This window comes from Streptomyces sp. NPDC052682, from assembly GCF_040678435.1.
GTDB lineage: Bacteria > Actinomycetota > Actinomycetes > Streptomycetales > Streptomycetaceae > Streptomyces.
The window spans coordinates 117,845-143,951 of the sequence record NZ_JBFATS010000001.1; the positions used below are offsets into that span (position 1 = coordinate 117,845).

General features: G+C 73.2%; 24 protein-coding genes and 1 pseudogene. 10 read left to right on the top strand and 15 right to left on the bottom strand.

What is annotated here, in order from left to right:
• Window positions 1-7 precede the first annotated feature (7 nt).
• On the top strand, window positions 8-790 hold the full coding sequence (gene yaaA / locus AB0K80_RS00440; protein ID WP_365664308.1) for a peroxide stress protein YaaA: 783 nt from the start codon (window positions 8-10) through the stop codon (window positions 788-790).
• A gap of 49 nt (window positions 791-839) precedes the next feature.
• Here yaaA and AB0K80_RS00445 read toward each other — a convergent pair whose 3' ends face one another.
• Genes AB0K80_RS00445 through AB0K80_RS00455 form a run of 3 tightly spaced genes read right to left on the bottom strand, consistent with a single transcriptional unit; the run spans window position 840 to window position 4,015 of the window.
• Window positions 840-2,402: a bifunctional RNase H/acid phosphatase gene (locus tag AB0K80_RS00445; RefSeq protein ID WP_365664310.1), complete on the bottom strand. Its 1,563-nt coding sequence runs from the start codon at window positions 2,400-2,402 to the stop codon at window positions 840-842.
• Window positions 2,403-2,414: 12 nt separating this feature from the next.
• Entirely contained in the window at window positions 2,415-3,158 is a 744-nt protein-coding gene (locus AB0K80_RS00450; RefSeq protein ID WP_365664921.1) for a C4-type zinc ribbon domain-containing protein, read from the bottom strand.
• Window positions 3,155-4,015, bottom strand: a complete 861-nt coding sequence (locus tag AB0K80_RS00455) for a Nif3-like dinuclear metal center hexameric protein (RefSeq protein WP_365664312.1) — start codon at window positions 4,013-4,015, stop codon at window positions 3,155-3,157. The genes AB0K80_RS00450 and AB0K80_RS00455 overlap by 4 nt, the downstream gene beginning before the upstream one ends.
• 198 nt (window positions 4,016-4,213) lie before the next feature.
• Here AB0K80_RS00455 and AB0K80_RS00460 point away from each other — a divergent pair, with 198 nt between their 5' ends.
• Window positions 4,214-5,461, top strand: a complete 1,248-nt coding sequence (locus tag AB0K80_RS00460; protein WP_365664314.1) for a hypothetical protein — start codon at window positions 4,214-4,216, stop codon at window positions 5,459-5,461.
• A 105-nt stretch (window positions 5,462-5,566) separates the two neighbouring features.
• Window positions 5,567-5,731, top strand: a complete 165-nt coding sequence (locus AB0K80_RS00465; RefSeq protein WP_365664316.1) for a hypothetical protein — start codon at window positions 5,567-5,569, stop codon at window positions 5,729-5,731.
• Window positions 5,732-5,816: 85 nt separating this feature from the next.
• Here the strand turns inward: AB0K80_RS00465 and AB0K80_RS00470 are convergent, their stop codons facing one another.
• From AB0K80_RS00470 to AB0K80_RS00480, 3 genes are all read right to left on the bottom strand, one after another.
• Window positions 5,817-6,683, bottom strand: a complete 867-nt coding sequence (locus AB0K80_RS00470; protein WP_365664318.1) for a MaoC/PaaZ C-terminal domain-containing protein — start codon at window positions 6,681-6,683, stop codon at window positions 5,817-5,819.
• A gap of 9 nt (window positions 6,684-6,692) precedes the next feature.
• Window positions 6,693-7,445, bottom strand: a complete 753-nt coding sequence (locus tag AB0K80_RS00475) for a class I SAM-dependent methyltransferase (RefSeq protein WP_365664320.1) — start codon at window positions 7,443-7,445, stop codon at window positions 6,693-6,695.
• A 284-nt stretch (window positions 7,446-7,729) separates the two neighbouring features.
• The gene (locus AB0K80_RS00480) at window positions 7,730-9,148 is read right to left on the bottom strand and encodes an MFS transporter (RefSeq protein ID WP_365664322.1); all 1,419 of its coding nucleotides are present in this window, start codon (window positions 9,146-9,148) and stop codon (window positions 7,730-7,732) included.
• A gap of 174 nt (window positions 9,149-9,322) precedes the next feature.
• Here AB0K80_RS00480 and AB0K80_RS00485 point away from each other — a divergent pair.
• Both AB0K80_RS00485 and AB0K80_RS00490 read left to right on the top strand, forming a co-directional pair.
• A pseudogene (locus tag AB0K80_RS00485) lies at window positions 9,323-11,063 on the top strand (MFS transporter).
• A gap of 89 nt (window positions 11,064-11,152) precedes the next feature.
• Window positions 11,153-11,803, top strand: a complete 651-nt coding sequence (locus AB0K80_RS00490; protein WP_365664324.1) for a class I SAM-dependent methyltransferase — start codon at window positions 11,153-11,155, stop codon at window positions 11,801-11,803.
• Window positions 11,804-11,852: 49 nt separating this feature from the next.
• On the opposite strand, the gene AB0K80_RS00495 is transcribed toward AB0K80_RS00490, so the two are convergent.
• On the bottom strand, window positions 11,853-12,269 hold the full coding sequence (locus tag AB0K80_RS00495) for a hypothetical protein (protein WP_365664326.1): 417 nt from the start codon (window positions 12,267-12,269) through the stop codon (window positions 11,853-11,855).
• Window positions 12,270-12,384: 115 nt separating this feature from the next.
• Between AB0K80_RS00495 and AB0K80_RS00500 the strand changes: the two genes are divergently transcribed.
• The 3 genes from AB0K80_RS00500 to AB0K80_RS00510 all read left to right on the top strand — a co-directional run bounded on the left by AB0K80_RS00500 (window position 12,385) and on the right by AB0K80_RS00510 (window position 14,777).
• Window positions 12,385-13,362: an N-acetylmuramoyl-L-alanine amidase gene (locus tag AB0K80_RS00500; protein ID WP_365664328.1), complete on the top strand. Its 978-nt coding sequence runs from the start codon at window positions 12,385-12,387 to the stop codon at window positions 13,360-13,362.
• A 158-nt stretch (window positions 13,363-13,520) separates the two neighbouring features.
• Window positions 13,521-14,333 carry a hypothetical protein gene (locus AB0K80_RS00505; protein WP_365664329.1) on the top strand — a complete coding sequence of 271 codons (813 nt, stop codon included), beginning with the start codon at window positions 13,521-13,523 and terminating at the stop codon, window positions 14,331-14,333.
• A gap of 150 nt (window positions 14,334-14,483) precedes the next feature.
• Entirely contained in the window at window positions 14,484-14,777 is a 294-nt protein-coding gene (locus AB0K80_RS00510) for a hypothetical protein (RefSeq protein WP_365664331.1), read from the top strand.
• Between the two features lie 12 nt (window positions 14,778-14,789).
• On the opposite strand, the gene AB0K80_RS00515 is transcribed toward AB0K80_RS00510, so the two are convergent.
• From AB0K80_RS00515 to AB0K80_RS00525, 3 genes are read right to left on the bottom strand one after another with little or no spacing between them, the layout of a single operon-like run.
• Window positions 14,790-15,857 (bottom strand): prenyltransferase, encoded by a 1,068-nt coding sequence (locus AB0K80_RS00515; RefSeq protein ID WP_365664333.1) that lies wholly within the window; start codon window positions 15,855-15,857, stop codon window positions 14,790-14,792.
• Complete coding sequence (locus AB0K80_RS00520) at window positions 15,854-16,603, bottom strand: class I SAM-dependent methyltransferase (RefSeq protein WP_365664335.1); 750 nt, start codon at window positions 16,601-16,603, stop codon at window positions 15,854-15,856. The genes AB0K80_RS00515 and AB0K80_RS00520 overlap by 4 nt, the downstream gene beginning before the upstream one ends.
• Window positions 16,597-18,018: a glycosyltransferase family 4 protein gene (locus AB0K80_RS00525; protein ID WP_365664337.1), complete on the bottom strand. Its 1,422-nt coding sequence runs from the start codon at window positions 18,016-18,018 to the stop codon at window positions 16,597-16,599. Before AB0K80_RS00525 ends, AB0K80_RS00520 begins: the two co-directional genes overlap by 7 nt.
• Window positions 18,019-18,228: 210 nt before the next feature.
• On the opposite strand from AB0K80_RS00525, the gene AB0K80_RS00530 reads away from it, so the two are divergent.
• A complete protein-coding gene (locus AB0K80_RS00530) occupies window positions 18,229-18,852 on the top strand; it encodes a TetR family transcriptional regulator (protein ID WP_365664339.1) in 624 nt (207 codons plus the stop codon).
• Between the two features lie 60 nt (window positions 18,853-18,912).
• Here the strand turns inward: AB0K80_RS00530 and AB0K80_RS00535 are convergent, their stop codons facing one another.
• From AB0K80_RS00535 to AB0K80_RS00555, 5 genes are all read right to left on the bottom strand, one after another.
• Window positions 18,913-19,461, bottom strand: coding sequence for a DUF1062 domain-containing protein (locus AB0K80_RS00535; protein WP_365664341.1), 549 nt, complete (start codon window positions 19,459-19,461; stop codon window positions 18,913-18,915).
• Window positions 19,462-19,679: 218 nt separating this feature from the next.
• A complete protein-coding gene (locus AB0K80_RS00540; RefSeq protein WP_365664343.1) occupies window positions 19,680-20,543 on the bottom strand; it encodes a tetratricopeptide repeat protein in 864 nt (287 codons plus the stop codon).
• Between the two features lie 181 nt (window positions 20,544-20,724).
• Window positions 20,725-21,396 carry a phosphotransferase gene (locus AB0K80_RS00545; RefSeq protein ID WP_365664345.1) on the bottom strand — a complete coding sequence of 224 codons (672 nt, stop codon included), beginning with the start codon at window positions 21,394-21,396 and terminating at the stop codon, window positions 20,725-20,727.
• A gap of 230 nt (window positions 21,397-21,626) precedes the next feature.
• Window positions 21,627-22,034 (bottom strand): hypothetical protein, encoded by a 408-nt coding sequence (locus AB0K80_RS00550; protein WP_365664347.1) that lies wholly within the window; start codon window positions 22,032-22,034, stop codon window positions 21,627-21,629.
• A 233-nt stretch (window positions 22,035-22,267) separates the two neighbouring features.
• Window positions 22,268-24,316, bottom strand: coding sequence for a bifunctional glycosyltransferase 87/phosphatase PAP2 family protein (locus AB0K80_RS00555; protein WP_365664349.1), 2,049 nt, complete (start codon window positions 24,314-24,316; stop codon window positions 22,268-22,270).
• 385 nt (window positions 24,317-24,701) lie between these two features.
• Between AB0K80_RS00555 and proP the strand changes: the two genes are divergently transcribed.
• Window positions 24,702-26,045 (top strand): glycine betaine/L-proline transporter ProP, encoded by a 1,344-nt coding sequence (proP, locus tag AB0K80_RS00560; protein ID WP_365664923.1) that lies wholly within the window; start codon window positions 24,702-24,704, stop codon window positions 26,043-26,045.
• The last annotated feature ends 62 nt before the right edge of the window (window positions 26,046-26,107 follow it).

The window sequence follows — 26,107 nt, forward strand, 5'->3', positions numbered from 1 at the left end:
AGTACCCGTGCTTGTCCTGCTGCCGCCCTCCGAAGGCAAGGCCGCGTCCGGCCGTGGCGCCCCGCTGGACCTCGCGTCGCTGTCCCTGCCGGGGCTGACCGAGGCCCGGGCCACCGTGCTGGAGGAACTGGCCGGGCTGTGCGCCGGGAACGAGGACAAGGCGCGGGAGGTGCTCGGGCTGAGCGAGGGACTGCGGGGCGAGGTCGCGAAGAACGCGGAGCTGCGCACGGCCGGCACGCGGCCCGCCGGGGAGATCTACACCGGTGTGCTGTACGACGCGCTCGGCCTCGCCTCCCTCGACCCGGCGGCCAAGCGGCGCGCCGCGCGTTCCCTGCTGGTGTTCTCCGGGCTGTGGGGGGCGATCCGGGTGACCGACCGGATCCCGTCGTACCGCTGCTCGATGGGGGTGAAGCTGCCCGCGCTCGGGGCGCTGGGAGCGTACTGGCGTACGCCGATGGCGTCCGTGCTTCCCGAGGCCGCCGGGGAGGGGCTGGTGCTCGACCTGCGGTCCGCCGCGTACGCCGCCGCCTGGAAGCCGAAGGGCGAGGTCGCCGGGCGGACGGCGACGGTACGGGTGCTGCACGCGCCGACCCGGAAGGTGGTCAGCCACTTCAACAAGGCGACCAAGGGGCGGATCGTACGGAGTCTGCTGACGGCGGGGGCCGTGCCGCAGGGGCCTGCCGAGCTGGTGGAGGCGCTCCGGGACCTCGGGTACGAGGTGGAGGCCCAGGCGCCGGCGAAGGCGGGGCAGGCGTGGGCGCTGGACGTGCTGGTGGCGGAGGTCCACTGAGCGGCGACCGCCGGCGGCCACCGGCGGCCGGCGTGCGCGGCGGCGGGGCTCAGCGCAGGTGCGCGGTGTCGTTGAGGAGGCGGAGGCTGGCGTTGCCGTCCGCGTAGTACGCCACGACCGACAGGGACGCGGCCGACAGTTCCATGCGGAACAGGGACTCCGGTGGTGCGCCGAGGGCGAGCCGTACCAGGGTCTTGATCGGGGTGACGTGGGTGACCAGCAGGACCGTACGGCCCGCGTACGCCGCGATCAGCTTGTCGCGGGTGGCGGCGATCCGGGTGGCGGTCGCGGCGAAGCTCTCGCCGCCGCCGGTGGGCGCAACCTCCGGGGAGGCGAGCCAGGCGGTCAGGTCGTCCGGGTAGCGCTCGCGCACCTCGCCGAAGGTCAGGCCTTCCCAGGCGCCGAAGTCGGTCTCGCGCAGCCCCTCGTCGACGGCCACGTCCAGGCCGAGGCGGGCGGCGACGATACCGGCGGTCTCGCGGGTGCGGGCGAGCGGCGAGGACACGATCGCCTGGATCGTGCCGCGCCGGGCCAGTGCGGCGGCGACCCGCTCGGCCTGCTCCCGGCCGACGGCGGAGAGGGCGGGGTCGGTGCCGCCGCTGCCGGAGAAGCGCTTCTGGGGGGTGAGGGGGGTCTCTCCGTGCCGGAGCAGGACGAACGTCGCGGGCGGCCCCAGGTCGGCGGGCGCCCAGCCGGGACTGGCCACGGCTTTTGCGGCCCGGACATCGGCTCCGGCACGACCGGCGCCGGGCTCGGCGCCAGCGCTCATCGGCCGAGCATCGGCTCCGGCACGAACCACGCCGGGCTCGGCTCCGGCATCCTCCGACCGAGCATTGGCTCCGGCACGACCGGCGCCAGGCTCAGCTCCAGCGCCCTCCGCCCGGACACCGGCTCCGGCACCAGCCACACCGGGCTCGGCGTCGGCGTCCTCCGACCGCGCATCAGCCTCGGTCCGGGCAGCCCGGGACTCGGCGTCGGCAAGGGCAGCCCTGGACTCGGTCCCGGCAAGGGCAGCCCGGTGGTTGCGCTCCGTCAGGGCAGCCCGGCGGTCGAGTTCGGTCAGGACAGCCCGGTGGTCCGGCTCGGCTGCGGCGGGCTCCGTGACGGTCGTGCGGGTGTGGGTCTCGGTCCGGGCGGTTCCGGCGCCGGGGGTCCGCCCCGCGGAGGCCCCGGCGGAGGAACCGGTGGGTGACCACCGCTCGCCCCGCGCACCCGCGTCCATCGCCTCGTTGGCCAGCCGGTCCGCGTGGGTGTTCCGCTCCCTCGGGATCCACTCGTACGTCACCCGCTGCGGCGGGAACACCCGGGCCGCCTCGGCCGCCAGGGGCTTCATGTCGGGGTGCTTGATCTTCCAGCGGCCCGCCATCTGCTCGATGACGAGCTTGGAGTCCATCCGGACGTGGACCGCGGCGGCCGGGTCCAGGGCGTGGGCGGCGCGCAGGCCGGCGACGAGACCGCGGTACTCGGCGACGTTGTTCGTGGCGGTGCCGAGGTACTCGGCGGTCTCCGCCACCGTCTCCCCCGTCGCCGCGTCGCGCACCACGGCACCGTAACCGGCGGGCCCCGGATTGCCCCGCGAGCCGCCGTCGGCCTCGACGATGAACTCCCGCACGCGCAGTGCCCCTTACAGCCCGGACTCGGAGGTCCGCACCAGGATGCGGCGGCAGTTCTCGCAGCGGACGACCGCGTCGGGCGCGGCGGAGCGGATCTCGCTCAGTTCGGTGATGGCCAGCTCCTGGCGGCAGCCCTGGCAGGTGCGGGCGTACAGCTTGGCCGCGCCGATGCCGCCCTGCTGCTCGCGCAGCCGGTCGTACAGCTTAAGCAGGTCGGCGGGCACCGAGGCCGCGATGACCTCGCGTTCCTTGGTCACGGACGCCACCTCGCCGTCGATCTCCTCGAACGCGGCGTCCCGGCGGGCGGTGGCGTCGTCGATCTTCGCCTGGACGGAGGCGACCCGCCCGGTCAGTTCGGCGACCCGCTCCTGCGCGGACTCGCGGCGCTCCATGATCTCCAGGACGACGTCCTCGAGGTCGCCCTGCCGCTTGGCGAGGGAGGCGATCTCGTGCTGGAGGTTCTCCAGGTCCTTGGGCGAGCTGACCGCCCCCGAGTCCAGTCGCTGCTGGTCACGGGCGGCACGCTGGCGCACCTGGTCCACGTCCTGCTCGGCCTTGGTCTGCTCGCGGGCGCAGTCGCTCTCCTCGGTCTGCGCGGCCACCAGCAGGTCGCGCAGCTGGGTGAGGTCCTTGGTCAGCGACTCGATCTCGGCGTGCTCGGGCAGCGACCTCCGCTTGTGCGCGAGCTGCTGGAGGCGGACGTCGAGGTCCTGGACGTCGAGGAGTCGGATCTGGTCGGCGGGCGCGGCGTTCAGTTGGGGGCTCCTGAAGTCGTGTGGCTGGACGCCGCGTGGGCGGTCCAGGGGTCGGTGACCGTCTTCGAGACGTGGACCCGCAGGCCCCATCCGTTGCGGTCGGAGATCTCGTCGAGCTGGCTCGCGGCCAGCTCGCACCAGGGCCACTCGGTGGCCCAGTGCGCCGCGTCGAGCAGCGCGAGGGGGCTGTGGGCCACAGCCGCCGCGAATTCCGCGGCCGGGTGGTGGCGCAGGTCCGCGGTGAGGAAGGCGTCCACGCCGGCGGCCCTGACATGGTCGAAGAGGCTGTCGCCGGAGCCGCCGCTGACGGCGACCGTGCGGACCGTCGCGTCCAGGTCGCCGGCGACCCGGATGCCCTGCGCGGTGGCGGGCAGCCGCTCGGCGGCCCGGGCGGCGAACTCGCGCACGGTCAGCGGGTGGTCCAGTGCGCAGACCCGGCCGAGGCCGCGGCGGCCCTCGGGGTCGGTGGGGTCCGGCACGAGGGGACGTACGACCCGCAGGTCCAGGGCGCCGGCCAGCGCGTCGGAGACGCCCGGGTCGGCGGTGTCGGCGTTGGTGTGGGCGACGTGCAGCGCGATGTCGTTCTTGATGAGGGTGTGGACGACGCGGCCCTTGAAGTGCGTGGCGGCGACCGTCGTCGTACCGCGCAGGTAGAGCGGGTGGTGGGTGACGAGCAGGTCCGCGCCCAGCTTCACGGCCTCCTCGACGGTCTCCCGCACGGGGTCGACGGCGAACAGCACCCGGGTGACGTCCTGGTCGGGGTCGCCCACGACGGTGCCGACCGCGTCCCAGGACTCGGCCCGCTCAGCGGGCCACAGGTTCTCCAGCGCGGCGATGACTTCAGACAGACGGGGCACGGATGCAAGGCTACCTGGGTGTTCGGCGGCCGCTGAACCGCCGCCGCCCCTCCCGCCAGGGCCTCCGCCCCGCCAGCACAGACACCTCCGCTTCCTCAGGCGAATCGTTCCTGGAACACCCTTATGTGTGAAGCCGGTGGCCGCCGTCCCACATCTGTGCGGGCGAAAACTAGGTTCGTCACTGGAGGTGACCGAACGATGACGGCCTGTGTGACCGAGCCCCCGACTGCGGACGAACACGGCTCCACCCCGCGGGCAGGGTGCGTGATCACGGTGGACGGCGGCTACGCCGCGCGCCTCGCCCGCAGCGGCGACTCCTGGTACCCGGAGCGCTGGACCCTGGACGGCCCCGAGCCGTACGCCGTACCGCTGCCCGGCAACCAGCCCGAGGAACCCGGCACCGAGGTCCAGCCGATGGGCGACGGGCGGGTCCTGATCCACCGGCTGGTGGCCGGACGGCACGCGTTCTCCCTGCTGTATCCGACCGGCCCGGGCACCGGCGAGCTGCCGCTGGGGGCGGTGGAGTGCCGGGACGACACGACCCGGCTGCGGCTGCTGCCGCCCGCGCCGGGCGGGGAGAGGGCGTACGCGCTCGCTGCCGGGCGGCGCTCCACCGCCGTGTGGCTGGTGGCGGGCGGCGCCTTCGGGCCGGAGCTGCTCACCGAGATCCCCGGCCGCTGCTCGGGCGGGGTGTGGCTGGACCGCGCGGGGCGGATGCTGGCGCTGGACCGGGAGCTGGGCGGGCCGGTCAAGACGGTCGTGGTGGACCTGGAGCGGGGCGGGGAGGTGTCGCCGCTGCTGCAGATCGCCGCCGGCAGCGACGACCGGCTGCTGCTCGCCGACCCCGACAGCGGCCTGCTGCTGATCCGCTCGGACGCGCCCTCCCCGGGGCGGACCCGGCTGGGCTGGGGCGTGCTGGGCAGCACGCTGCCGGTGCGGTTCCCGGAGAGCCTGCGGATGGCCGACTGCACGGTGACGCCGTTCGCCATCCAGCCGGGGCAGGTGCTGACCCCGGAGAGCTGCGCGGTGGCGCTGCGGGTGGACGGGCCGTTCGGCACCTGGGTCGGCGTGTGGCGGCCGGCCGGGCGGCGGGTGGACCATCTTCCGGCGCCGCAGGGGTGGTTGGCGGGGGCCGGGCTGTGGACGCCGGACGGGGTGCTGCATCTGCCGTACGCCACACGGGAGTCGCCGTGCGGGCTGGCCCGGGTGAGCGTGCCGCCGCCGGAACCGCTGCCTGAGCCGCTGCCGGAACCGCCGGTGGAACCTGAGGCGGGAGCGGTGCGGGAGAGACCGAGGGAGCCGGAGCCGGAGCCGGAACCGCGGCCCGAGTCCGAGTCCGAGTCCGTGGTGGACGAGCCGCCCGCGCCCCCTGCGGAACCGGAGCCCGCGCACCCCTCCACCCCCCGTCCCGTCCCCCTGCAACAGGCCCCGTTGGGCGGCTTGTAACGAAGTAGTGCCGGTTGGCGTGGCCGTCTGGATCCCGGGTGAGGGGTGCCGGTTAAGATCGCCCGGCTGCAAGAAAGATCATGTTGACGGGGTGAATTCCTTCCGATGAGCGACGCCAGCACGAATCAGCCGCATGCCGACGTCCAGGAGACCGCCGCCGGCCACGGCCGGCACCGCGGGCCGGTCTCCACGCAGGAGAACCAGACGGTTCCGCGCGGCCGCCACCGCAAGCCGGTCCAGGAGACCGAGCAGGCGGGCACGGCGGCGTGACGGTACGTCAGTCGGCCGGCGGGCGGACAGCGGCCCCGATCGTCGTACGACGGTCGGGGCCCTTCCACGCCGGGGACGCACCGGCTCACGGGTGCCACTGGACGTGGACGGCGGTGTCGGTGAGCACGGGTGCCTCGCCGCGTTCCACGGCGCTGACGGCGACCCGCACCTCGCCCTCGCGCCGCCACATGCGGATCCGCAGCGTCTCCCCCGGGTACACGACCCCGGCGAACCGCGCGTCGTAGCCGCGCACCCGCGTCACATCCCCGCCGAGCAGGGTGTCGACGACCGCCTTGAGGGTCATGCCGTACGTGCACAGCCCGTGCAGGACGGGCCGCTCGAACCCGGCGCGCCTGGCGAACTCGGGGTCGGCGTGCAGCGGGTTGAGGTCGCCGGTCAGGCGGTAGAGCAGCGCCTGGTCGTCGCGCACGGCCCGTTCGACGACCCGGTCGGGTTCCCCGGCGGGGGCGTCGAGCCGTATGGAAGGCCCCCGCTCACCGCCCCAGCCGCCCTCCCCGCGGACGTGGATCCATGCCTCCTCGGTCCACAACGGCCCGTCCTCGCCGGCGGCGTCGGTGCGCAGGACGAGGACGGCGGCCCTGCCCTTGTCGTACACGGCGGTGAGGCGCGAGGTGACGCTCGCGCGGCCCTGGACCGGGATCGGCCGGTGCAGTGTCAGGCGCTGCCCGCCGTGCAGCACCCGGGCGAGATCCACCTCCACGCCCGGCACGGACAGCCCGCTGATCACCCCGGGTGGCCGGGCGCCGGCGGCGGTGGCGAAGCTCGGCAGGACGTGCAGCCGGGACTCCAGGGTGTAGCGCAGTTCGCCGGGGTCGGTGGCGGGGCTCCCCGCGCCGATGCCGAGGTGGTAGAGCTGCACGTCCCTGGGGGTCCAGGAGATCTCGCCGGTCCGGGGTCCGGCGGCAAGCGCCTTGGCCGCGTCGATGGGCATGGGCCGACTCTAGGAGCAATCCGGGCGTGCACGCCGGAAGAGCCCCGTCCACAGAAAACCCCTGCCGAACCACGCCGAGCCCTCCGGCTCGTCCCGCATCCGGCGCAGTTCGACCTCGGTCAGCTCCGCGAAGATGCCGCGCAGCGACTCGGCCGTGTACGCCAGTCCGCCCTGGAGCCCGCCCCGCCGGTAGAACTCGGCATCGGGCAGCTCGGAGCCCATACCCCCGGCCGCGAAGCAGGTCAGCGCGAACAGGCCGCCGGGCGCGAGGACGTGGTCCAGCAGGGCCAGGTAGCTGATGCGGCGGTGCGGGGGGAGGTGGTGGAAGCAGCCCGAGTCGTACACCAGGTCGTACGGTCCGCGCAGGTCCGTGCCGGCGAGCGCGAAGGCGTCTCCGCGGTGGAACCGGACGGCGTACGCCGCGCCGGCCGCCCGGGCACGTTCCCGCGCCCACTGCACCGCCGCCGGTGACAGGTCCACCGCGTCCACGGCGAACCCGCGCGCGGCCAGGTACAGCGCGTTGCGCCCCGGTCCGCAGCCGAGGTCGAGGACGCGTCCGCCGCGCTCGACCAGCCCGCGGTCGACGTACGACACCAGGTTCTCGTCGGGCTTGGCCACGAAAAACGGTACCTCGCGGGAACGGTCCGCGTAGAACGCGTCCCACCAGTCGGCGCCCCGGTCCGTCCACCGGTCGGCCTGCGGCGCGAACAGGCCGTCCAGCAGCCGGAGTACGTCCTCCACGGTGCGTATGTTCCGGTCCATCCGGGCCTCCTTCCGCGCCCGGCGATCGTATGCCGTTGTCGACTGAAGGCCCAGGTCAGCGGGTTTTTGACGAGGGTGCCGGAAGGCGCTGGTCCGGCCGGTGCGGGGCCGGTCGGCGGCCTGGTGGGACCTCGCACGGGGGCCGGGGTGATGTCACGACGGTGCCCTGCCCAAGGGCCGTGAAGGCCCCGTTGCCGGCTACGCGGAGGCCACTTTTTCGCGCGGTCCCTGGGAGCGTCAGCCGCTCGCGGTCCGGCGCCTCAGCCGCTCACTGCCCGGCAGCCTCAGCCGCTCGTGCTGTTCCGTGGGAGCCAGGCCCACATCAGCAGCGCCCCGGCGGCCAGTACGGCCGTCCCGACGCGGAACGCCAGGGCGTAGCCCTCGGTCAGGGCCGCCGGGGTTCCGCTTCCTGCCGACCGGGCCGCCGCGAGCGTCGAGAGGACGGCGAGCCCGACGGAACCGCCCATCGTGCGCGAGGTGTTGACCAGGCCGGAGACCAGACCGGCCTCCTGCGGGGGTGCCCCCGAGGTGGCCAGGGCGGCCAGCGGTGTGCTGGCCAGTCCGGCGCCCAGCATCATCAGCACGCCCGGGAGCATGATCGCCGTCAGGTACGCCCCGTCCGGGCCCATCGTCGACTGCCAGGCGAAGCCGGTCATCGCGACGAGGGTGCCGAGCACGGCGACCGGGCGCGCCCCCAGCCTCCGCATGAACCGCGGCGCGATCTTCGAGCCCAGCACGACGGCCAGGGAACTCGGCACCAGCGCGAACCCGGCCTCCAGCGGCGAGTAGGCCAGCACGTTCTGCGCGTACAGGGTCATGAAGAACCACATGCAGAACATGGCCGAGCCGGACAGGAACATCGCCGCGTTCGCCGAGGACACCGGCCGCAGCCGGAACAGTCCGAGCGGCATCAGGGGCGCCCGGGTACGGGCCTCGACCGCGAGGAACACGCCGATCAGCGCCAGCCCCGCGAGCAGCGGTACCAGGGTGGCCGGCGCCGTCCAGCCCTGGGCCTCGGTCTGCGAGATGCCGTACGCGAGCGTGGCGAGCCCGGCGGTGACCAGCAGCGCGCCGGGCAGGTCGAGCCGCCGCCCGTCCCCGGCCCGTCCCTCGGCCAGGTACACCAGGGCGGCGGCCAGCACCACCGCGCCGACCGGCACGTTGATCAGCAGCACCCACCGCCACGACAGGGTGTCCACCAGGACCCCGCCGACCAGGCCGCCCGCCGCGCCGCCGCCGGCGCCCACCGCGGTCCAGGTGCCGATCGCCCGGGCCCGGGCGGCGCCCTCCGGTACCGAGGCGGTGAGGATGGTCAGGGTGGAGGGCGCCAGGACGGCGGCGCCGAGGCCCTGCACGGCCCGCGCGAGCAGCAACTGCCAGTCGCCCTGGGCGAGTCCGCCGCCCAGCGAGGCCAGCGTGAACAGCGCGAGGCCGACGAGGAACATCCGCTTGCGGCCGTAGAGGTCTCCGGCCCGCCCGCCGAGCAGCATGAACCCGGCGAAGGCGATGGTGTACGCGTTCACCACCCACTGCAGGCCCTGCTCGCTCAGGCCCAGCCCGGCCCGCATGGAGGGCAGGGCCACGTTGACGACGGAGATGTCGAGGATGACCAGGAACTGCCCGGCGCAGGCGACCGCCACCACCAGCCAGGTGGGGGGCGTACGGGAACGGGACAGGCGGGGCGCGTCGACGACTTCGAGCATGCGTGTCATGTTCCCAACCCCCGCGCGCCCTCGCATCGGCAATTCGCCCTACTCCTCCCGGCCCAGTGGCGACCAGACCTGACGCAGCGCCAGATTCCCAAGATCAGGTCAAGAGTTCGTTAGAGGGCTGAAGCATCGGAATAGTTGCCCCGGCGCACCAGGTTCATGCTGCACATGACACAGACGCCGACCGACCACCCCACCCGGAGAGCCGGCGGAGCCGTCGTCCCGGTGCTCGCGTTCGCGGGCATCGTCGTCGCGGTGATGCAGACCCTGCTCGTCCCGGTCATCAAGGACCTGCCGCAGCTGCTGGACACCGCTCCCAGCGACGCCACCTGGGTCCTGACCTCGACCCTGCTCTCGGGGGCCGTGGCCACCCCGATCATGGGCCGGCTCGGCGACCTGTACGGCAAGCGGCGCATGCTGGTCACCAGCCTCGCCGTGATGGTGGCGGGCGCGCTGGTCAGCGCCTTCACCAGTGACCTGGTGCCGATGATCGCCGGCCGGACCCTCCAGGGCTTCGCGATGGGCGCGATCCCGCTCGGTATCGGCCTGATGCGGGACATGCTGCCCCGCGAGCGACTCGGCTCGGCGATGGCCCTGATGAGTTCCTCCATCGGCGTCGGCGGCGGTCTCGCGCTGCCCGCGGCGGCCCTGGTCGCCCAGCACAGCGACTGGCACGCCCTGTTCTACGGCGCCGCCGGCCTCGGTGTCCTCGCCATCGCGCTCACCTTCCTCGTCGTACCGGAGTCCCCGGTCCGCGCCGAGGGCTCCTTCGACCTGCCCGGCGCGCTCGGGCTGTCCGCCGGCCTGGTCCTGCTCCTGCTGCCCGTCACCAAGGGCAGCGACTGGGGCTGGACGTCGGGCACCACCCTCGGCCTGTTCGCCGCGGCGGTCGTGGTCCTGCTGCTGTGGGGCGTGCTGGAGCTGCGGACCGCCGCGCCCCTGGTCGACCTGCGCACCACGGCCCGCCCCGCGGTGCTCTTCACCAACCTGGCGTCGATCATGGTCGGCGTCTCCTTCTACGTCGTCTCCCTCGTCCTGCCCCAGCTGCTCCAGCTGCCCAAGGCCACCGGCTACGGCCTCGGCCAGTCGATGGTCGTCGCGGGCCTGCTGGTGGCCCCGCTCGGCCTGACGATGATGGTCACCGCACCCGTCTACGCCCGGCTGTCGGCCAGGTACGGCCCCAAGGTGACCCTGATCCTGGGCCTGCTGGTCATCGCGATCGGCTACGGCGCGGGCCTCGGCCTGATGAGCGCGCCCTGGCAGAGCCTGGTGATCTCGGTCGTGCTCGGCGCCGGTATCGGCCTGGCGTACTCCTCGCTGCCCGCGCTGATCGTCGGCGCGGTCCCGGCCTCGGAGACGGGCGCGGCCAACGGCCTCAACACCCTGATGCGCTCCATCGGCACGTCCGTCTCCAGCGCCGTCATCGGCATGGTGCTGGCCGACACCGCCGACCACGGTGAACGGCGTGGCGATCCCCACCATGCACGGCTTCCGCCTCTCCTTCCTGATCGCGACGGCCGCGGTGGCCCTGGGCCTGGTGCTGGCCCTGTTCCTGCCGGGCCGCCGGCCGCAGGAGAAGCCGCAGCTGCGCGCGAGCAGCGAGGAGGACGCGCACCTGGCCCGGGCGCAGGAGGCGCTGCGCGGCTTCCGGGGCCGGGTCCTGGGCGCGGACGGCGTCCCGGTCGCCCGCGCCAAGGTCACGCTGATCGACCGCCACGGCCGCCAGGCGGGCGCGACCCTCTCCGCCGACGACGGCACCTACGCCCTTCCGGTGCCCGCCCGGGGCTCCTACGTGCTGGCGGCCCGCGCCGCCGGCCACGGCCCGCTCGCCTCCACGGCGGCCCACAGCGGCGACGAGCGCGCGGTCGACCTCGACCTCGACCTGCCGGGCGAGACGGTCTCGGCCTGACCCGGGGACCGCCCCACCCCCTGTCGCCGCGCGGCAGGGGGTAGGGCAGCATGGGCGCCCGGAACGACGTACGACCGAAAGGACCCCTCATGACCGCGGCACCCGAGCCCGAGACCCTGGCCGCGTTCGAGGCGGCGAAGGGCTTCATGCCGGCGGACGAGGGCCTCGCCCTGTACGCGGCGGCCGTGCAGGCCGGGCGGCTCGGGCTGCCGCTGCTGGAGGTCGGCACCTACTGCGGCCGTTCGACGATCCTGCTCGCCGACGCCGCCCGCCGGGCCGGGGTCACCGCGCTCACCGTCGACCACCACCGGGGCAGCGAGGAGCAGCAGCCCGGCTGGGACTACCACGACCCGGAGACGGTCGACCCGGAGGTCGGCCTGATGGACACCCTGCCCACCTTCCGCCGCACCCTGCACCGGGCGGGCCTGGAGGACCACGTCGTCGCCCTGGTCGGCCGCTCCCCGCAGGTCGCGGCAATCTGGGGCACCCCGCTCGCCCTGGTCTTCATCGACGGCGGCCACACCGACGAGCACGCCACCGCCGACTACGAGGGCTGGGCCCCGCACGTGGCCGACGGCGGCCTGCTCGTCATCCACGACGTCTTCCCAAACCCGGAGGACGAGTTCACGGGCCAGGCCCCGTACCGCGTCTACCTCAGGGCGGTGAAGTCCGGCGCGTTCACGGAGGTGTCGGCGGCCGGCTCGCTGCGGGTGCTGCGGCGCACCGGCGCGGGAATCTGAGAGGGCGGCGCGTAGGGGGACGTCCGTTTCGCTCTGGTACGGCTTGCGTTCACTCACCCGGTGACGCACTCGAGCCGGGCGTCGCAAGACGGGTGAAGCCGGCGAGGCGCGGCGAGACGACGAAGGGGAAGGATGCGCCGTCGGGGGTCTTGAGGGCCGCCACGATGTCAGGGTCCGGTGCACCGAATATCTCGAAGTGCTGCACGGTGCAGTGCTCCATCACCTCGCGGATGTACGGATCCGAAAGCCGCCAGTGGGCGCGGACGGCCTCGGAGTCGCGGTAGAGCTGGAAGCTGTGCGCCAGCATCCGCTCCTCGTCGATGAAGACCTCGACCATGAGCTGAGGGCCGTGCTCTTGAGCGAACGCCACCGCCTGCGCGATGGCGCGCCGGAAACCGTCGAGGTGACCGTCCGTGATGCGCATGGTGTTGCGGAAGAGAAGGGTGCTGCTCTTTGCGATCTCCATGCGCCGAGTGTTGCCCCTCAACCAAGATTGAGGTCAAGGGTGAAGCCCAGCCGCCCGCCACCCGTCCGGCTGCCGCGCCCTGTGGGGCCCGGCGCCGGCCGCTAGGGTGGCAGGCGTGTCGTACGTAGGCCCGGACTTCGATCCACCCCGGCCCCGCCGCCCCCGGCGCGGCCCCGTGACCGTGGCGGTCGCCGCGCTGGTGCCGGGCGCGCTGCTCGGGTGGCTGGTGTACGAGGCGGTGGGGAGTCCGGGAGGCGACCGCGGTTCCGGCGGCGCCTCCGTACGCGCCTCCTCCGCCCCGGTGTCGAGCGCGCCGCCGCGGACCTCGCCCGGGGACGGCGCGGACGCCAAGGGGCCGAGCCCGTCCAGGACCCCCGCCGCCACCCGCACCCCGTTCTCCTCCGCGCCGGCCGCCACCGGCCCCCTCAAGGGCAAGGTCGTCGTCATCGACCCGGGCCACAACCCGGCCAACGTCCGGCACGCCACCGAGATCAACCGCAAGGTGAACATCGGAACGCACTGGAAGGAGTGCGACACCACCGGCACGTCCACCAACGCCGGTTACACGGAAGCCGAGTTCACGCTCGACGTGGCCCACCGGCTGCGCGCCCTCCTCCAACAGCAGGGCGCCACCGTGGAACTGACCCAGGACGGCGACCGGCCCTGGGGCCCGTGCGTGGACGAACGCGCCCGGATCGGCAACCGGGCGAAGGCCGACGCGGTGGTCTCGATCCACGCGGACGGCTCGGGGGCCGGCAACCGCGGCTTCCACGTCATCCTGCCGGGCAGCGTGCACGCGGGCGCCGCCGACACCCGCCCCATCGTCGGCCCCTCCCGCGACCTCGGCGAGCGCATCGCGGGCAACTTCGTCCGCGCCACCGGCAGCGCGCCCTCCAACTACGTCGGCGACGGCACCGGTCTCGTCACGCGCACGGACCTGGGCGGTCTCAATCTGTCAACGGTTCCCAAGGTGTTCATCGAGTGCGGGAACATGCGCGATAGCAAGGACGCGGCACTGCTGACCAGCGGCGCCTGGCGGCAGAAGGCGGCGCAGGGAATCTCTGAGGGAATCGTGAGTTTCCTGCGCGGGTAGCGATCGGCCGGCTGATGCGTACGGACACCCTGCTCGGGCGGACGATAGTGTCATCCGTACGATGAGGGGCCACCCCCGCGCTTCCCACCCGGGCCGGACGGCGACATGGTGACAGCGGCGCCTCTACCGACGACGAGACGACTGACGAAGGACCTGAAGTGAATATCCGCTCCCTCACTCGAGGCGACGGCGTGGTGATCGGAGCAGCGGTGTTGCTGTTCATCGCGTCGTTCCTCGGCTTCTACTCGTCCGACGGCGCCCCGGAGGGCCTGGACATGCCCAGCCTGTGGGGCAGCGGCCCGGTGCTGATGAGCGTCGTGCTGGCGGGACTCATCGGCGCCGCGCTCGTCGTCGTGAGCCACGGGCTGCCGCAGGCCCCGAAGGTCGCCGGTCTCGAACTGGGCCAGTTCGGCGTGGCGTTGACGCTGTTCGCCGCGTGGAGCGCGCTCGGCAACGTCTTCGACCCGGCGAGCGCGGCCAACAACTTCGGCTCGGGTTCCTCCGACGGCCCCGACGCCGGCATCGGCCTGATCCTCGCCCTCGTCGCCACGCTGCTGATGGCGGCCGCCGCCCTGGCCACCCCCCTGGTCCCCGCCCTGAAGGCCGCCCTCGTCCCGGCCCCGCGTCCGGCCGCGCCGCAGCCCTACGGCGCCCAGGCGCAGGGCGGTTACGGCTACCCGGGCGCGCAGCAGCAGCCGTACGGCGGTCAGCCGGGGCAGCCCGGGCAGCCCTACGGCGGTCAGCCGCAGCAGGCGCCGCAGCCGCCGGCCGCGGACTTCTCGCCGTTCTGGTTCGCCGTGCCGGTGCCGCGGCCGCTGTTCCCGGAGGACGGCTCGCCGACGCCGATCGCCGAACTGGCGCCGGGCACCTGGTACCTGGCGGTCGAGCAGCGCGGCGCGGCCCTGGTCGCGCAGACGCAGGACGGCCGTCGCGGCGTGCTCCAGGACACCTCGGGCATCCAGCGCGGCTGAGTTCCCGCAACCGTACGGCCCCGCACCCTCTTTGGGTGCGGGGCCGTTGGCATAGGCGAGGTGTCAACTCCGCTCGCCCGGACGGTGAACGAGGTCTCACACGGCCTTCACACCATGTTTCATCCGGCGTTCGAGGGCAACCCGAGGGATATGTCCCCTCGATATCGCAGTGGTTCGAGTTCCGCCGGGACGGTCATCGCGGTGATCGCCGACGTCATGGCCGTCATCCTCGGCCTGTGGATCCTGATGTACCTGCTCGAGGCCAACCCGGGCAACGAACTGGTCCAGTTCGTGCGGGACGCGGCCAATGTGCTGGCCGCCTGGTCGCGCGACCTGTTCACGTTCGACGCCGACTGGGCCCGGGTCGTCTTCGGTTACGGACTGGCCGCCGTGGTCTACCTCCTGGTCGGCCACGCCATCGCCAACCGCATGCAGCGGCACTGACGGCCTGACCCCTCAGCAGCAGTCGGGGTCCAGCCCCCTCGGCAGCGTGTCGCCGCCGAAGACCTGGCAGGTGGCCTCGTGGCCGCCGAGGGCGGCGACGGCGAGCAGCAGGGAACCGGCCGTCCAGGTGGTCAGTTCCCGGGGCCAGATCGCGTCGTCGTCGAAGACGTAACCCGTCCAGTACAGGCCGGTGTCCGCATCCCGCAGGTGCTGGATCGACTGGAGCACCGCCAGCGCCCGGTCGGATTCGCCCATCGCCCACAGCGCGAGGGCGAGTTCGGCCGACTCGCCGCCCGTGACCCACGGGTTGGGCACGACGCAGCGCACCCCGAGGCCGGGTACGACGAAGCGGTCCCAGCCCTCCTCGATGCGGGCCTTGGCCTCCGTGTCGGTGAGCGCGCCGCCCAGCACCGGGTAGTACCAGTCCATCGAGTAGCGGTCCTTGTCGAGGAACCGCTCCGGGTGACGGCGGATCGCGTGCCGCAGCATGCCGGCCGCCAGCTCCCAGTCGGGCTGCGGCTCCTCGCGCTGCTCGGCGATCGCCAGGGCGCAGCGCAGCGCGTGGTGGATGGAGGAGCAGCCGGTCAGCAGGGCGTCGGTGGTGGCCGTACCGTCCTCGTCACGGCGCCAGCCGATCTGTCCGCCGGGCTGCTGCAACTCCAGCACGAACTCCACGGCCGCGTACACCGCGGGCCACATGCGGTCCAGGAACGTGTCGTCCCCGGTGGACAGGTAGTGGTGCCAGACGCCCACGGCGATGTAGGCGACGAAGTTGGTCTCCCGGCCCCGGTCGGTGACCTCGCGGGCGTCGCCGTCGGCGTAGGCCGCGTACCAGGAGCCGTCCTTGTTCTGGTGCCGGGCCAGCCACAGGTAGGCCCGCTCGGCGGCCTCGTGCTCGCCGGCCGCGTCCAGCGCCATGGCGGCCTCGACGTGGTCCCAGGGGTCGAGGTGGTGGCCGCGGAACCACGGGATGGCGCCGTCCTCGCGCTGCACGGCGAGGATGCCGCGTACGGTGGCCGCGGCCTGTCCCGCGGTCAGCACCCCGGGCAGGACCAGGTGTTCCGTCCGGGGAGTGGTCACCGGTCGGCCGCCTCGGGCTCCGCCAGGCCCGGCAGGTGCGGCTTGGTCGCGTACACCACGAAGCTCTTGCCGATGAGCGGGTTCAGCGCCTGCTCCGCGAGCCGGGTCGCCAGCGGCTTCTTCATGATGTCCCAGACCAGCAGCTTGTGGTACGCCCGTACCGGCAGCGCCTTGTCGTTGTCGACGCCGAACGCGCACTTCAGCCACCAGTACGGGGCGTGCAGCGCGTGGGCGTGGTGGGTGCCGTACGGCTCGAGACCGGCCTCGCGGATCTTCGCCAGCAGTTCGTCGGCCTTGTAGATGCGGATGTGGCCGCCCTCGACCTCGTGGTAGGCGTCGGACAGCGCCCAGCAGACCTTCTCGGGTCCGTAGCGCGGCACGGTGACGGCGATGCGCCCGCCGGGCTTGAGCACCCGCACCATCTCGGCGAGGACCCCCTTGTCGTCGGGGATGTGCTCCATGACCTCGGAGATGATCACCACGTCGAAGGACTCGTCGGGGAAGGGCAGCGCCAGGGCGTCGCCCTCCATGGCGGTGGCGGTGGCGCCGGCGGGGGCCTCCCCGGCCTCCTTCATCGCCGCGAACCACTGGGCGACCTCGCGGATCTCCTCGCCGTTCTGGTCCAGCGCCACGACCTGGGCGCCGCGCCGGTAGCACTCGAAGGCGTGCCGTCCGGCTCCGCAGCCGAGGTCCAGGACACGGTCGCCCGGGGCGAGCGGGAACCGGGAGAAGTCGACGGTCAGCACGTGGCCCTGCTTTCGGGGTAGACGCCTTCAACATCCGGGGTGGCCGCGGGCGCGGCGGCCGGGGTGGGTGCGGGGCGGCCGGCGGTCGTCGCGGACCGGGGGGTGCCCGGTCCGGCCGCGCGGGCGATGGCCTCGCGGTACCGGGCCACGGTGCCTTCCGCGGCCCGGGCCCAGGTGAAGTGCCGCAGCACCCTGTCCCGGCCCGCCGCACCCAGCCGGGCGCGCAGCACGTCGTCGCCGAGCAGCCGGCTCAGGGCGGCGGCCAGCGCGCCCGCGTCGCCGGGCGGCACGGCGAGGCAGGTCTCGCCGTCGCGGCCGGCGACCTCCGGGATCGCACCGCCGGTGGTGGCGACGAGGGGGGTGCCGGTCGCCATGGCCTCCGCCGCCGGGAGCGAGAACCCCTCGTACAGCGACGGCACGCAGGCGGCCTCGGCCGAGCGGACCAGGTCGACGAGCTCCGCGTCGGATATGCCCTTGACGAACTCGACCGCGCCGTGCAGGCCGTACGCTTCGAGGGCCTGCGCGACGGGTCCCTCGGTGGGCTTCTTGCCGACCACGACGAGGTGGGCGCCGGGGTGCTCGGTGCGCACCTTCGCCAGCGCCTCCACGAGGAAGACCAGGCCCTTGAGCGGTACGTCGGCGCTGGAGGTGGTCACGATCCGGCCCGGCACCCGCGGCACCGACGGGTCGGGCGAGAAGAGGCCGGTGTCCGCGCCGATGTGCACCACGTGGATGCGGTCCTGACGGACGCCCAGGTGGTCGACGATCTCCGCGCGGGAGGTTCCGGACACCGTCAGCACCGACGGCAGGCGGCGGGCGACGCGCTTCTGCATGCGGGTGAAGGCGTACCAGCGGCGCACCGAGCAGCGCCGCTGCCAGGTCTCGGCGGCGTCCAGCTCCAACTGCCGGTCGACGGTGATGGGGTGGTGGATCGTGGTCACCAGGGGTGCGCCGAGGTCGCCGAGCAGTCCGTAGCCGAGCGTCTGGTTGTCGTGGACGACGTCGAAGTCGCCGCGCCGGGCGCGCAGGTGGCGGCGGGCGCGCAGCGAGAAGGTGAGCGGCTCGGGGAAGCCGCCGGTCCACATGGTGGCGACCTCGAGGGCGTCGATCCAGTCGCGGTACTCGTCGCGCTTCGGGGTGCGGAAGGGATCCGGCTGGCGGTACAGGTCGAGGCTGGGCAGCTCGGTCAGGCGCAGGCCGTCGTAGCCCTCGTCGAGGACGGGGTAGGGCTGCGCGCCGATGACCTCGACCTGGTGGCCGAGGCGGGCCAGCTCGCGGGACAGATGCCGGACATAGACGCCCTGGCCCCCGCAGAACGGGTTTCCCTTGTAGGTGAGGAGCGCGATGCGGAGCGGTCGCAAGCCGTCGGAGGCAGACCCCTCCAGGGGCCCGGCCTGACTGGCCTCAGCGGTCACTCTGGGCCCCCTTCTCCCTGCACTGTCCCGCGAGATTACGCCGGGACGCTAATCTAGAACAAGTTTCAGAGTTGATCGTTCCGAGGGTCCGAATCTACCGGCAGGTAAGGGCGCTGTGGCCAGTGGATCAGGTGATTCACGCCACGGCACAGCCCGTGCCCTGCTGTCCGGTCACCCGGGCCTCACCGACGGTCACGGAACACGGGACCCATGCCTGCGGAGGCCAAGGTGAACAAGGCGGACAGCCCGGCCGCGCCCCTCACCGAGCGGCAGGAGGCACGCCGCCGCCGCATCCTGCGCGCGAGCGCGCAGCTGGCCGGCCGGGGCGGGTTCGAGGCGGTGCAGATGCGGGAGGTCGCCGAGTCCTCGCAGGTGGCGCTCGGGACGCTGTACCGCTACTTCCCCTCCAAGGTCCATCTGCTGGTCGCCACGATGCAGGACCAGCTGGAGCACCTGCACGGCACGCTGCGCAAGAAGCCGCCGCAGGGCGAGACGGCGGCCGAGCGGGTCGCCGAGACGCTGATGCGGGCCTTTCGCGCGCTCCAGCGCGAGCCGCACCTGGCCGAGGCGATGGTCCGGGCCCTGACGTTCGCCGACCGCAGTGTCTCGCCCGAGGTGGACCAGGTCTCCCGGCAGACCACGGCGATCATCCTGGACGCCATGGGCCTTCAGGACCCGGCCCCCGGGCAGCTGGCGGCGGTGCGGGTCATCGAGCACACCTGGCACTCGGCGCTGATCACCTGGCTGTCGGGGCGGGCCTCCATCGCGCAGGTGAAGGTGGACATCGAGACGGTGTGCCGCTTGATCGACCTGACCGCTCCGAGAGTTCCGTGACCGCCCTCCTGGGCCTGTCCGGCAGGTCTCGCCGGACAGGCCCCGGGCCTGGGGAGCAGCTCAGCGCTTCAGGGTGAAGGCGAAGTCGCCGCAGACCCTGCCGCCCAGCCGGACCGCCGATACGAGGTTCCCCTCGGTGACCAGCCGCTCGACCTCGGCCCGCGCCAGGCGGCACCCTTCGGCGATCAGCCGCACCGGCCGGACGGGGACCGGCGCCGCGAAGCGGACCGAGACGTCGAGCACGTCACGGTCCATGTGATCCGATCCGCCGGTGTCGAGGCGCCAGGCGCCGTCCCAGTCGAGGGCGATGCGATTGCGGCGCCGCACGACCGGATCGCAGAGCAACTCGGCTGCCAGGCCGAGGTCGTTGGCATGCAGCCGGTCCAGCAGCCCGGGCGGTACGGAGCGCACGTTCCTCCGCTCCAGGACCGTGAGCTTCGCCGTCTGTCCGCACGCGGTACAGAGCACGAGGAGCCAGGCGTCGATGCGTTTGTGGTGGGCGTTGACGCGGAACTTGCCGTCGGCCCGGAAGCGCTCCGAGGCGCACGTGTGGCAACGGCGGAGGACCAGCGGAAGGCAGGTGGGTACGACCACCCAGTTCGTGAGCACAGAAGTACACCGGTTTCAGTGAGAAATCCGCAGCAGGAAGCAGCGCGGCACGCAGCTGCGCGACGCGCGACCGATCAGCGCTCGGGGTGTCTCACACGGTGTACAACGGCACGTCCTTCGTCAGACGACTCGGTCCGGCAGCACGGTAAGGGCGCACGGCGGCGCTCTTCCACTGGTTTTCGGGCGCCTCACCGCCGCATCCCGGCCGGACCACGCACCTACCCGACCGGTGCCAGGCCGCTCCAGCTCCGCCCGGTCACCACCTGCCCGGCCCACCGCTCAAGCAGGCGCCGGGCCTCCTCCTGCGGCGCCGCGAGGGACACCCGCTGCGCGCCCACGTGGACGGTCCGCTGCTGCTCGCGCGTCCCCTGGTCGCAGCAGGAGCACAGCGTCCGCACGCTGCTCGCGGGCTCGGCGCCGAAACCGTGGTCGGTGAACAGCGCCACCAGCGCCTCCAGGTCGGCCGCCGCCGCGGCGCCCACCGTCACCTCCAGGGTGGGCAGGCCGGACGCCTCGAAGAGCATCAGCTCCTCGAAGACCGGGTAGGTCACGCCGTCGACGACCCGCTCCCCCTGGGGGTCGCCGTCGTGCACGACGATCTCGCCGTAGCGCCGCCCGGCCGAGACGGGGACACTGACGACCCTGCCGCGGGTGGGGCACAGCCGCTCGACCCACACCACCTCCCGCTCCCCCGCGGTGTCGAGCCGTACACAGGCGTGACCGAAGCGGCCGGTTATCTCGCCCTCGCCGTCGGGCAGTTCGATCCCGAAACCGGCCCAGGCGTCCCGGGCGGTGGCCCAGTCGCGCTGGATGGTGGCCGCGATCCCGAGGTTCCAGTAGGCGGGATCGCCCTCGCCGCGCGGGGCGCGGGCCGCCGCCTCGCGGCCGAGCTCGTAGGCCTCGTCCCAGTTGCGCAGGAACTTGTGGGCGAGCGCGGCGTCGTACCACCACACCGCGCTCGGCTCCGCGTCGGGGAAGTGCGCGAGGACCTGCTCGAGCAGGCCGGCGGCGCGCAGCCACTCCTCCGCCTCCCAGGCCGTGTACGCCTGCCTGATCAGCTCCTTGACCTCGGACTTGTGCACTCTTCCCCACCCTGCGTTCGATCCGGTGAAACCGCAGGAGAGTATCCCGGGCCGGCACCGCCCGGTCCGGGCCCGCGAGGGCCGAAGTCCCTGACCGGACCCACCTAGCGGCGTGCAGCGGTCGTGCGCACCCGGGCGCCGTTGCCGCCGGCGCACCCTGACCTGCCCGCGCGGGACCGCCTCAGTGCAGCAGGCTCCGGATCAACTCCTGAGCGTCGTAGAGGAGTTCGGTCTCCTCGCGGCTCATCGTCGGCTGGGCGGTACGGCGGCGCAGGGCCAGCGGCAGTCCTGCCGCCGTACGCGGCGACGGGTCGGCGAGCAGGGCGTCCAGCATCGGGCGGGCGACGCCAGCGAGCGGGTCCGGGGCGACGGCGACCTGGGCGAGGATCACCGCGGACATGGCCCAGTCCAGCCCCGGGTCGCCCTCCTCGGTGTTGGACCAGTCGATGACGCGGGGGCCGCCGGGCGTGAGCAGGACGTTGTCGGGGTGCAGGTCGAGGTGCAGGACACGGACGGCCGGGTCAGTGGAGTGACGGGCCGGCACCTGGTGCAGGCGGAGGAGGAGCCGGGCGAGAACAGCCCCGGCCTCCCCGGGGCTGAAGGAACCCGCCAGGCAGGCCTGGAGCATCGTCGGCCCGGGCAGCCGTTCCATCACTAGGTCCGTGCGCGAGGACCGGTCGAGCCGTACCCGGGGCACGGGGTAGCCGTACCGGCCCACGTGCGCCATCACCGCCGCCTCGGCGGTGGCGTCACCCCAGCCGTTCCGGTCGCGGCGCAGCACCCACGCCTCGTCGATCTCGTACACGTCGGCCGAGCGACCGGAGCCGAGCAGCCTGCCGGGGGGTGTGGGCATGACCCGAAGGTATTCGACGCCGATCACATTCCATGTTGCCCGGTGTGGTGAAGCGCCCCACATGACGTGGCTCACCTACGAGCCGGGCCGTACCGCGGACGGACGGCCGCGGCGCACCACACCGTGCTGACCTGCGCGTTGAGAATCGCCGCACGGCAGCCCGTCGCCTCCCATGCGATCTGCGGCGGCCCCCTGGATCCCCGGAGTCGCCGCCTTCGCCGTCCCGGTCGCTAGGAGACGCGTTCGGGGCCTTCGCCGTCGGGGACGGAGGGTCGGGCCGGGCCATCCGTGGGGCCGCCCGGTTCGTGCACGAATGCCAGGATGCCGTGGACCTGACGCAGGGGGTGGGTGTCGTTCCTGCGGCGCGCGAACCGGTCCAGCAGGTCGTAGCCGGCGACCAGCACCACTTCGTTGCCGCCGTACGACTCCAGGTTGACCACGGCCGCCTCCAGCAGCCCGATCTCGCGGGGCAGCAACGGGATGTGACGGCGGCCCTGCACCGAGGCCAGCCCGGCTCGGGCACACAGCGAGGGGATGAGGACGGTGCCGCTCGCCTCCGCGATCGTCTCCTCGTCCGCGTCACTCAACTCGGCCAGGCGGGCGTGCGCGTGCTCGAGGATCCCGACGAGAGTGACCATTTCCTGCAGGGCCAGGGCGATGGCGTCCGAAGTGGTGGGTGGGGATTCCTGGGGGCGGCCACGGCGGCGTCGGGGCATCACGGTGCTCCGGAGAGAAGGCCTTGACGGAACGGGACGCCTCTTGAGATCCGGCCCGACTGCGCCACGGCTGAGAGAGCAGGGGTCAAGCGACAAAAGGAGTATGACATGAAACGTTTCGGCGTCGCCGGGGGATCGCCCCCGGGCGGTATCGGTCAGCTCCGTGCCGGGTCCCTGACCGGCTGCCGCTCGTCACCGCCGACCGCCACCGCCCGTACCCCCCGCGCCCGCGGCCCCTGGAACAGGTACGTCAGAGCGAAGCCCGCCACGACGACCGCCGCCCCGCCGGCCGCGTCCAGCACCCAGTGGTTGCCGGTCGCCACGATCGCCGCGACGGTGCACAGGGGGTGCAGTAGCCCCAGCGCCCTCAGCCACGGCGTCGGCGCGAGGAGCATGATGACCAGACCGCACCACAGCGACCAGCCGAAGTGCAGCGACGGCATCGCCGCGTACTGGTTGGTGAGCGCGGTGAGCGTGCCGTAGTCCGGCTGGGAGAAGTCCTGCACGCCGTGGACGGTGTCGATGATGCCGAGCCCCGGCATCAGGCGCGGCGGCGCCAGCGGGTAGAGCCAGAAGCCGGCCAGCGCGAGCAGGGTGGTGAAGCCGAGGGCGGAGCGGGCCCAGCGGTAGTCGACCGGGCGGCGCCAGTACAGCACGCCGAGGACGCCGAGCGGGACCACGAAGTGGAACGACGTGTAGTAGAAGTCGAAGAAGTCCCGCAGCCAGTCGATCTTCGCCACGGCGTGGTTGACCGCGTGCTCGACGTCGATCCGCAGGAAGCGTTCGAGGTCGTGGATCTGGTGGCCGTGCTCCTCGGCCCGGGCCCGGCCGGCCGCGTTGCTGCCGCCGGTCGCGGCGAGCCGGACCATGGAGTAGCCGGCGTACGTGACCCTGATCAGCAGCAGTTCCAGCAGGAGGTTCGGGCGGGTGAGCACCCGGCGCAGGAACGGCAGCAGGGGGACGCGCCGGAAGCGGGTGGGTACGGCCGGGGCGTACCCGGCGGGGATCGGCGACTGGTAGGACGGCGAGGTGCGGGAGAGGAACGGTACGGCGGTGGCGGCGGCGAGCGCGGCCAGCAGGACGATGTTGTCCCGCAGCGGGAACAGCGCCCCGATGTTGGGCACGATCATCTTCGCCGGCAGGGTCATGACGAGGATGACGGCGACGGGCCACACACAGCGGTCGGAGGCGCGTGCGCCGACCCGTCCGACAGCCGTCAGCAGCACCCACAGCAGCTGGTGCTGCCAGGCGGTGGGCGAGACGGCGATCGCGGCGCAGCCGGTGACGGCCACGGCGAGCAGCAGCTGGCCGTCCCGGGCGTAGCGCACCGCGCGGCGCAGGCCCAGGGCGACGACGGCCGCGCCGAGTGCCAGGAAGAGCGCGATCTCCAGCGGGCCGGTCAGGCCGAGGCGCAGCAGGGCGCCGTGCAGGGACTGGTTGGCGAGGTCGTCGGCCCGGCCACCGAGGCCGACGCCCGCCATGTGGTGCACCCAGTAGGCGGCGGAGTCGTGCGGCATCGCGGCCCAGGCGAGGCCGGTGGCAGCGGCGAACGTGGCGCCGGTGCAGAGCGCGGCCCGTCTGCGGCCGGTGCACCACAGCAGGGGCGCGAAGAGCAGCAGGGTGGGCTGGAGCGCGGCGGCGACCCCGAGGCACACGCCGCTGGCGCGCTGGCCGTGCGCCACGAAGCAGCCCAGCAGGACGAGCAGGACGGGCAGGACGCTGGTCTGGCCCAGGTGGAGGGTGTTGCGGACCGGCAGGGACAGCATCAGCAGGCTGATGGCGACCGGCGCGGCGAGCAGCGCCGTACGGCGTCCGACGGGCTGCGGCAGGGCCCGGGCGGCGACCAGGCCGAGCGCGGCGACCAGCAGCAGCGTGCCGAAGGTCCAGCCCCAGCCGAGGGCCTGTTCAGCCGATCGCGTGAGGGGCTTGAGCACCAGCCCGTTGAACGGGGTGCCGGTGAAGCGCGTCGAGTCGTACAGCGAGCCGTTGACCTGCAGCACGCCGTCGGGCCCGACCCAGGTCTCCAGGTCCGTCAGCCGCTCCCCGCGCGGGGTGCGCACGACGACGGCCACCTGCCGTACGGCGAGGACCGCGGCGATCAGCCACAGCCCGAGGCGGGCCACGCGCAGGCGCGCCCTGACCTCGCCGGCGGCCGTCGTCCCGAACGCCCGTGCCGGCCGTCCGCCGTCTTCCGCGTCAGCCACGCCTCGTCGGCCTCCCGCCCCGTCCGTCCACCAAGAAGGTCCCGCCCCTCGAGGAAGACGCGGGCCACCCCCGCTTCACCTGACACCCGCCTCCCTTTTGTCCGGATGACGATAGTGCGCGGGAGTTGTCCTTGCCTCCTGTGAACGCGAGAAGGATCACATCGGGTTCCGGGCGGAACCGTGTGCGAAGGGGCATACGTACCTGCGTATCGACCATTCGGATGCAGCGTGCATCGATCGGCGCACGGCCCGTGAGCGGCACAGATGCGCCTATCGTCGCTTTTCGGCCCGCCGACAGCGTCGCCGCGCGGACCGTGCCCCTGTCCCCGTCGAAAGGTAGGCGAGCCCCGTTTTGCCGATTGCCCCAGCCGTCGCTCACCCGTCCCTGCAGAAGACCGGATACGCGCACACCCCCGACGCCACCGTCACCGACCCCGCGCTGGTCCGGCGCGCCGTGAAGGCGGCCGCGCTCGGCAACGCCATGGAGTGGTTCGACTTCGGTGTCTACAGCTACATCGCGGTCACACTGGGAAAGGTCTTCTTCCCCTCCGGCAACCCGACCGCCCAGCTGCTGTCCACGTTCGGCGCGTTCGCCGCGGCCTTCCTGGTCCGCCCGCTGGGCGGCATGGTGTTCGGCCCGCTGGGCGACCGGATCGGCCGGCAGAAGGTCCTCGCCCTGACCATGATCATGATGGCCGCGGGCACCTTCGCGATCGGCCTGATCCCCTCGTACGCCACGATCGGCGTGGGCGCGCCGCTGCTGCTGCTGGCGGCCCGGCTGGTGCAGGGCTTCTCCACCGGCGGTGAGTACGCGGGCGCGTCGACGTTCATCGCCGAGTACGCCCCCGACCGGCGGCGCGGGTTCCTCGGCAGCTGGCTGGAGTTCGGCACGCTGGCGGGCTACATCGGCGGGGCCGGGCTCGTCACCGTCATGACGGCCCTGCTCTCCGCCGACGACCTGGTCTCCTGGGGCTGGCGCGTCCCGTTCCTGATCGCGGGCCCGATGGGCGTCATCGGGCTGTACCTGCGGCTGCGGCTGGAGGAGACCCCGGCGTTCGCCGCGGAGGTCGCGAAGGCGGAGGCCGCCCGGCCCAAGGTGCCGCTGCGGGAGATGCTGGCCGGGCAGTGGCAGGCGCTGCTGCTGTGCGTGGGTCTGGTGCTGGTCTTCAACGTCACCGACTACATGCTGCTGTCGTACATGCCGAGCTACCTGACCAGTGAGCTGCACTACGACGAGACGCACGGCCTGTTGGTCGTCCTCGCCGTGATGGCGCTGATGATGATCGCCCAGCCGTTCATGGGCGCGCTGACCGACCGGGTGGGCCGCCGCCCGGTCATCGCGGCGGGCTGCGCGGGCTTCCTGCTGCTGTCCGTCCCCGCCCTGCTGCTGATCCGCCAGGGCAGCCTGGCCGCCGTGGGGCTGGGGATGGCCGCGCTGGGCCTGCTGCTGGTCTGCTTCACGTCGGCGATGCCGTCGGCGCTGCCGGCCCTGTTCCCGACCCGGGTCCGCTACGGCTCGCTGTCGATCGGCTTCAACGTCTCCGTGTCCCTGTTCGGCGGCACCACCCCGCTGGTGGTCACGGCCCTGATCGGCGCGACCGGGAACATGATGATGCCCGCCTACTACATGATGGCCGCTGCCGTCGTCGGCGGCTTCGCCGTCTGGCGCATGACGGAGTCGGCGGGCCGCCCCCTCCCGGGCTCGGCCCCGTCGGTGGAGTCCGCCTAGCCACGGGCAGGCGTGCCGCCTGCCCGTGGCTCCGCGCGCCCACCCCGGCGCCGAGCACCTCA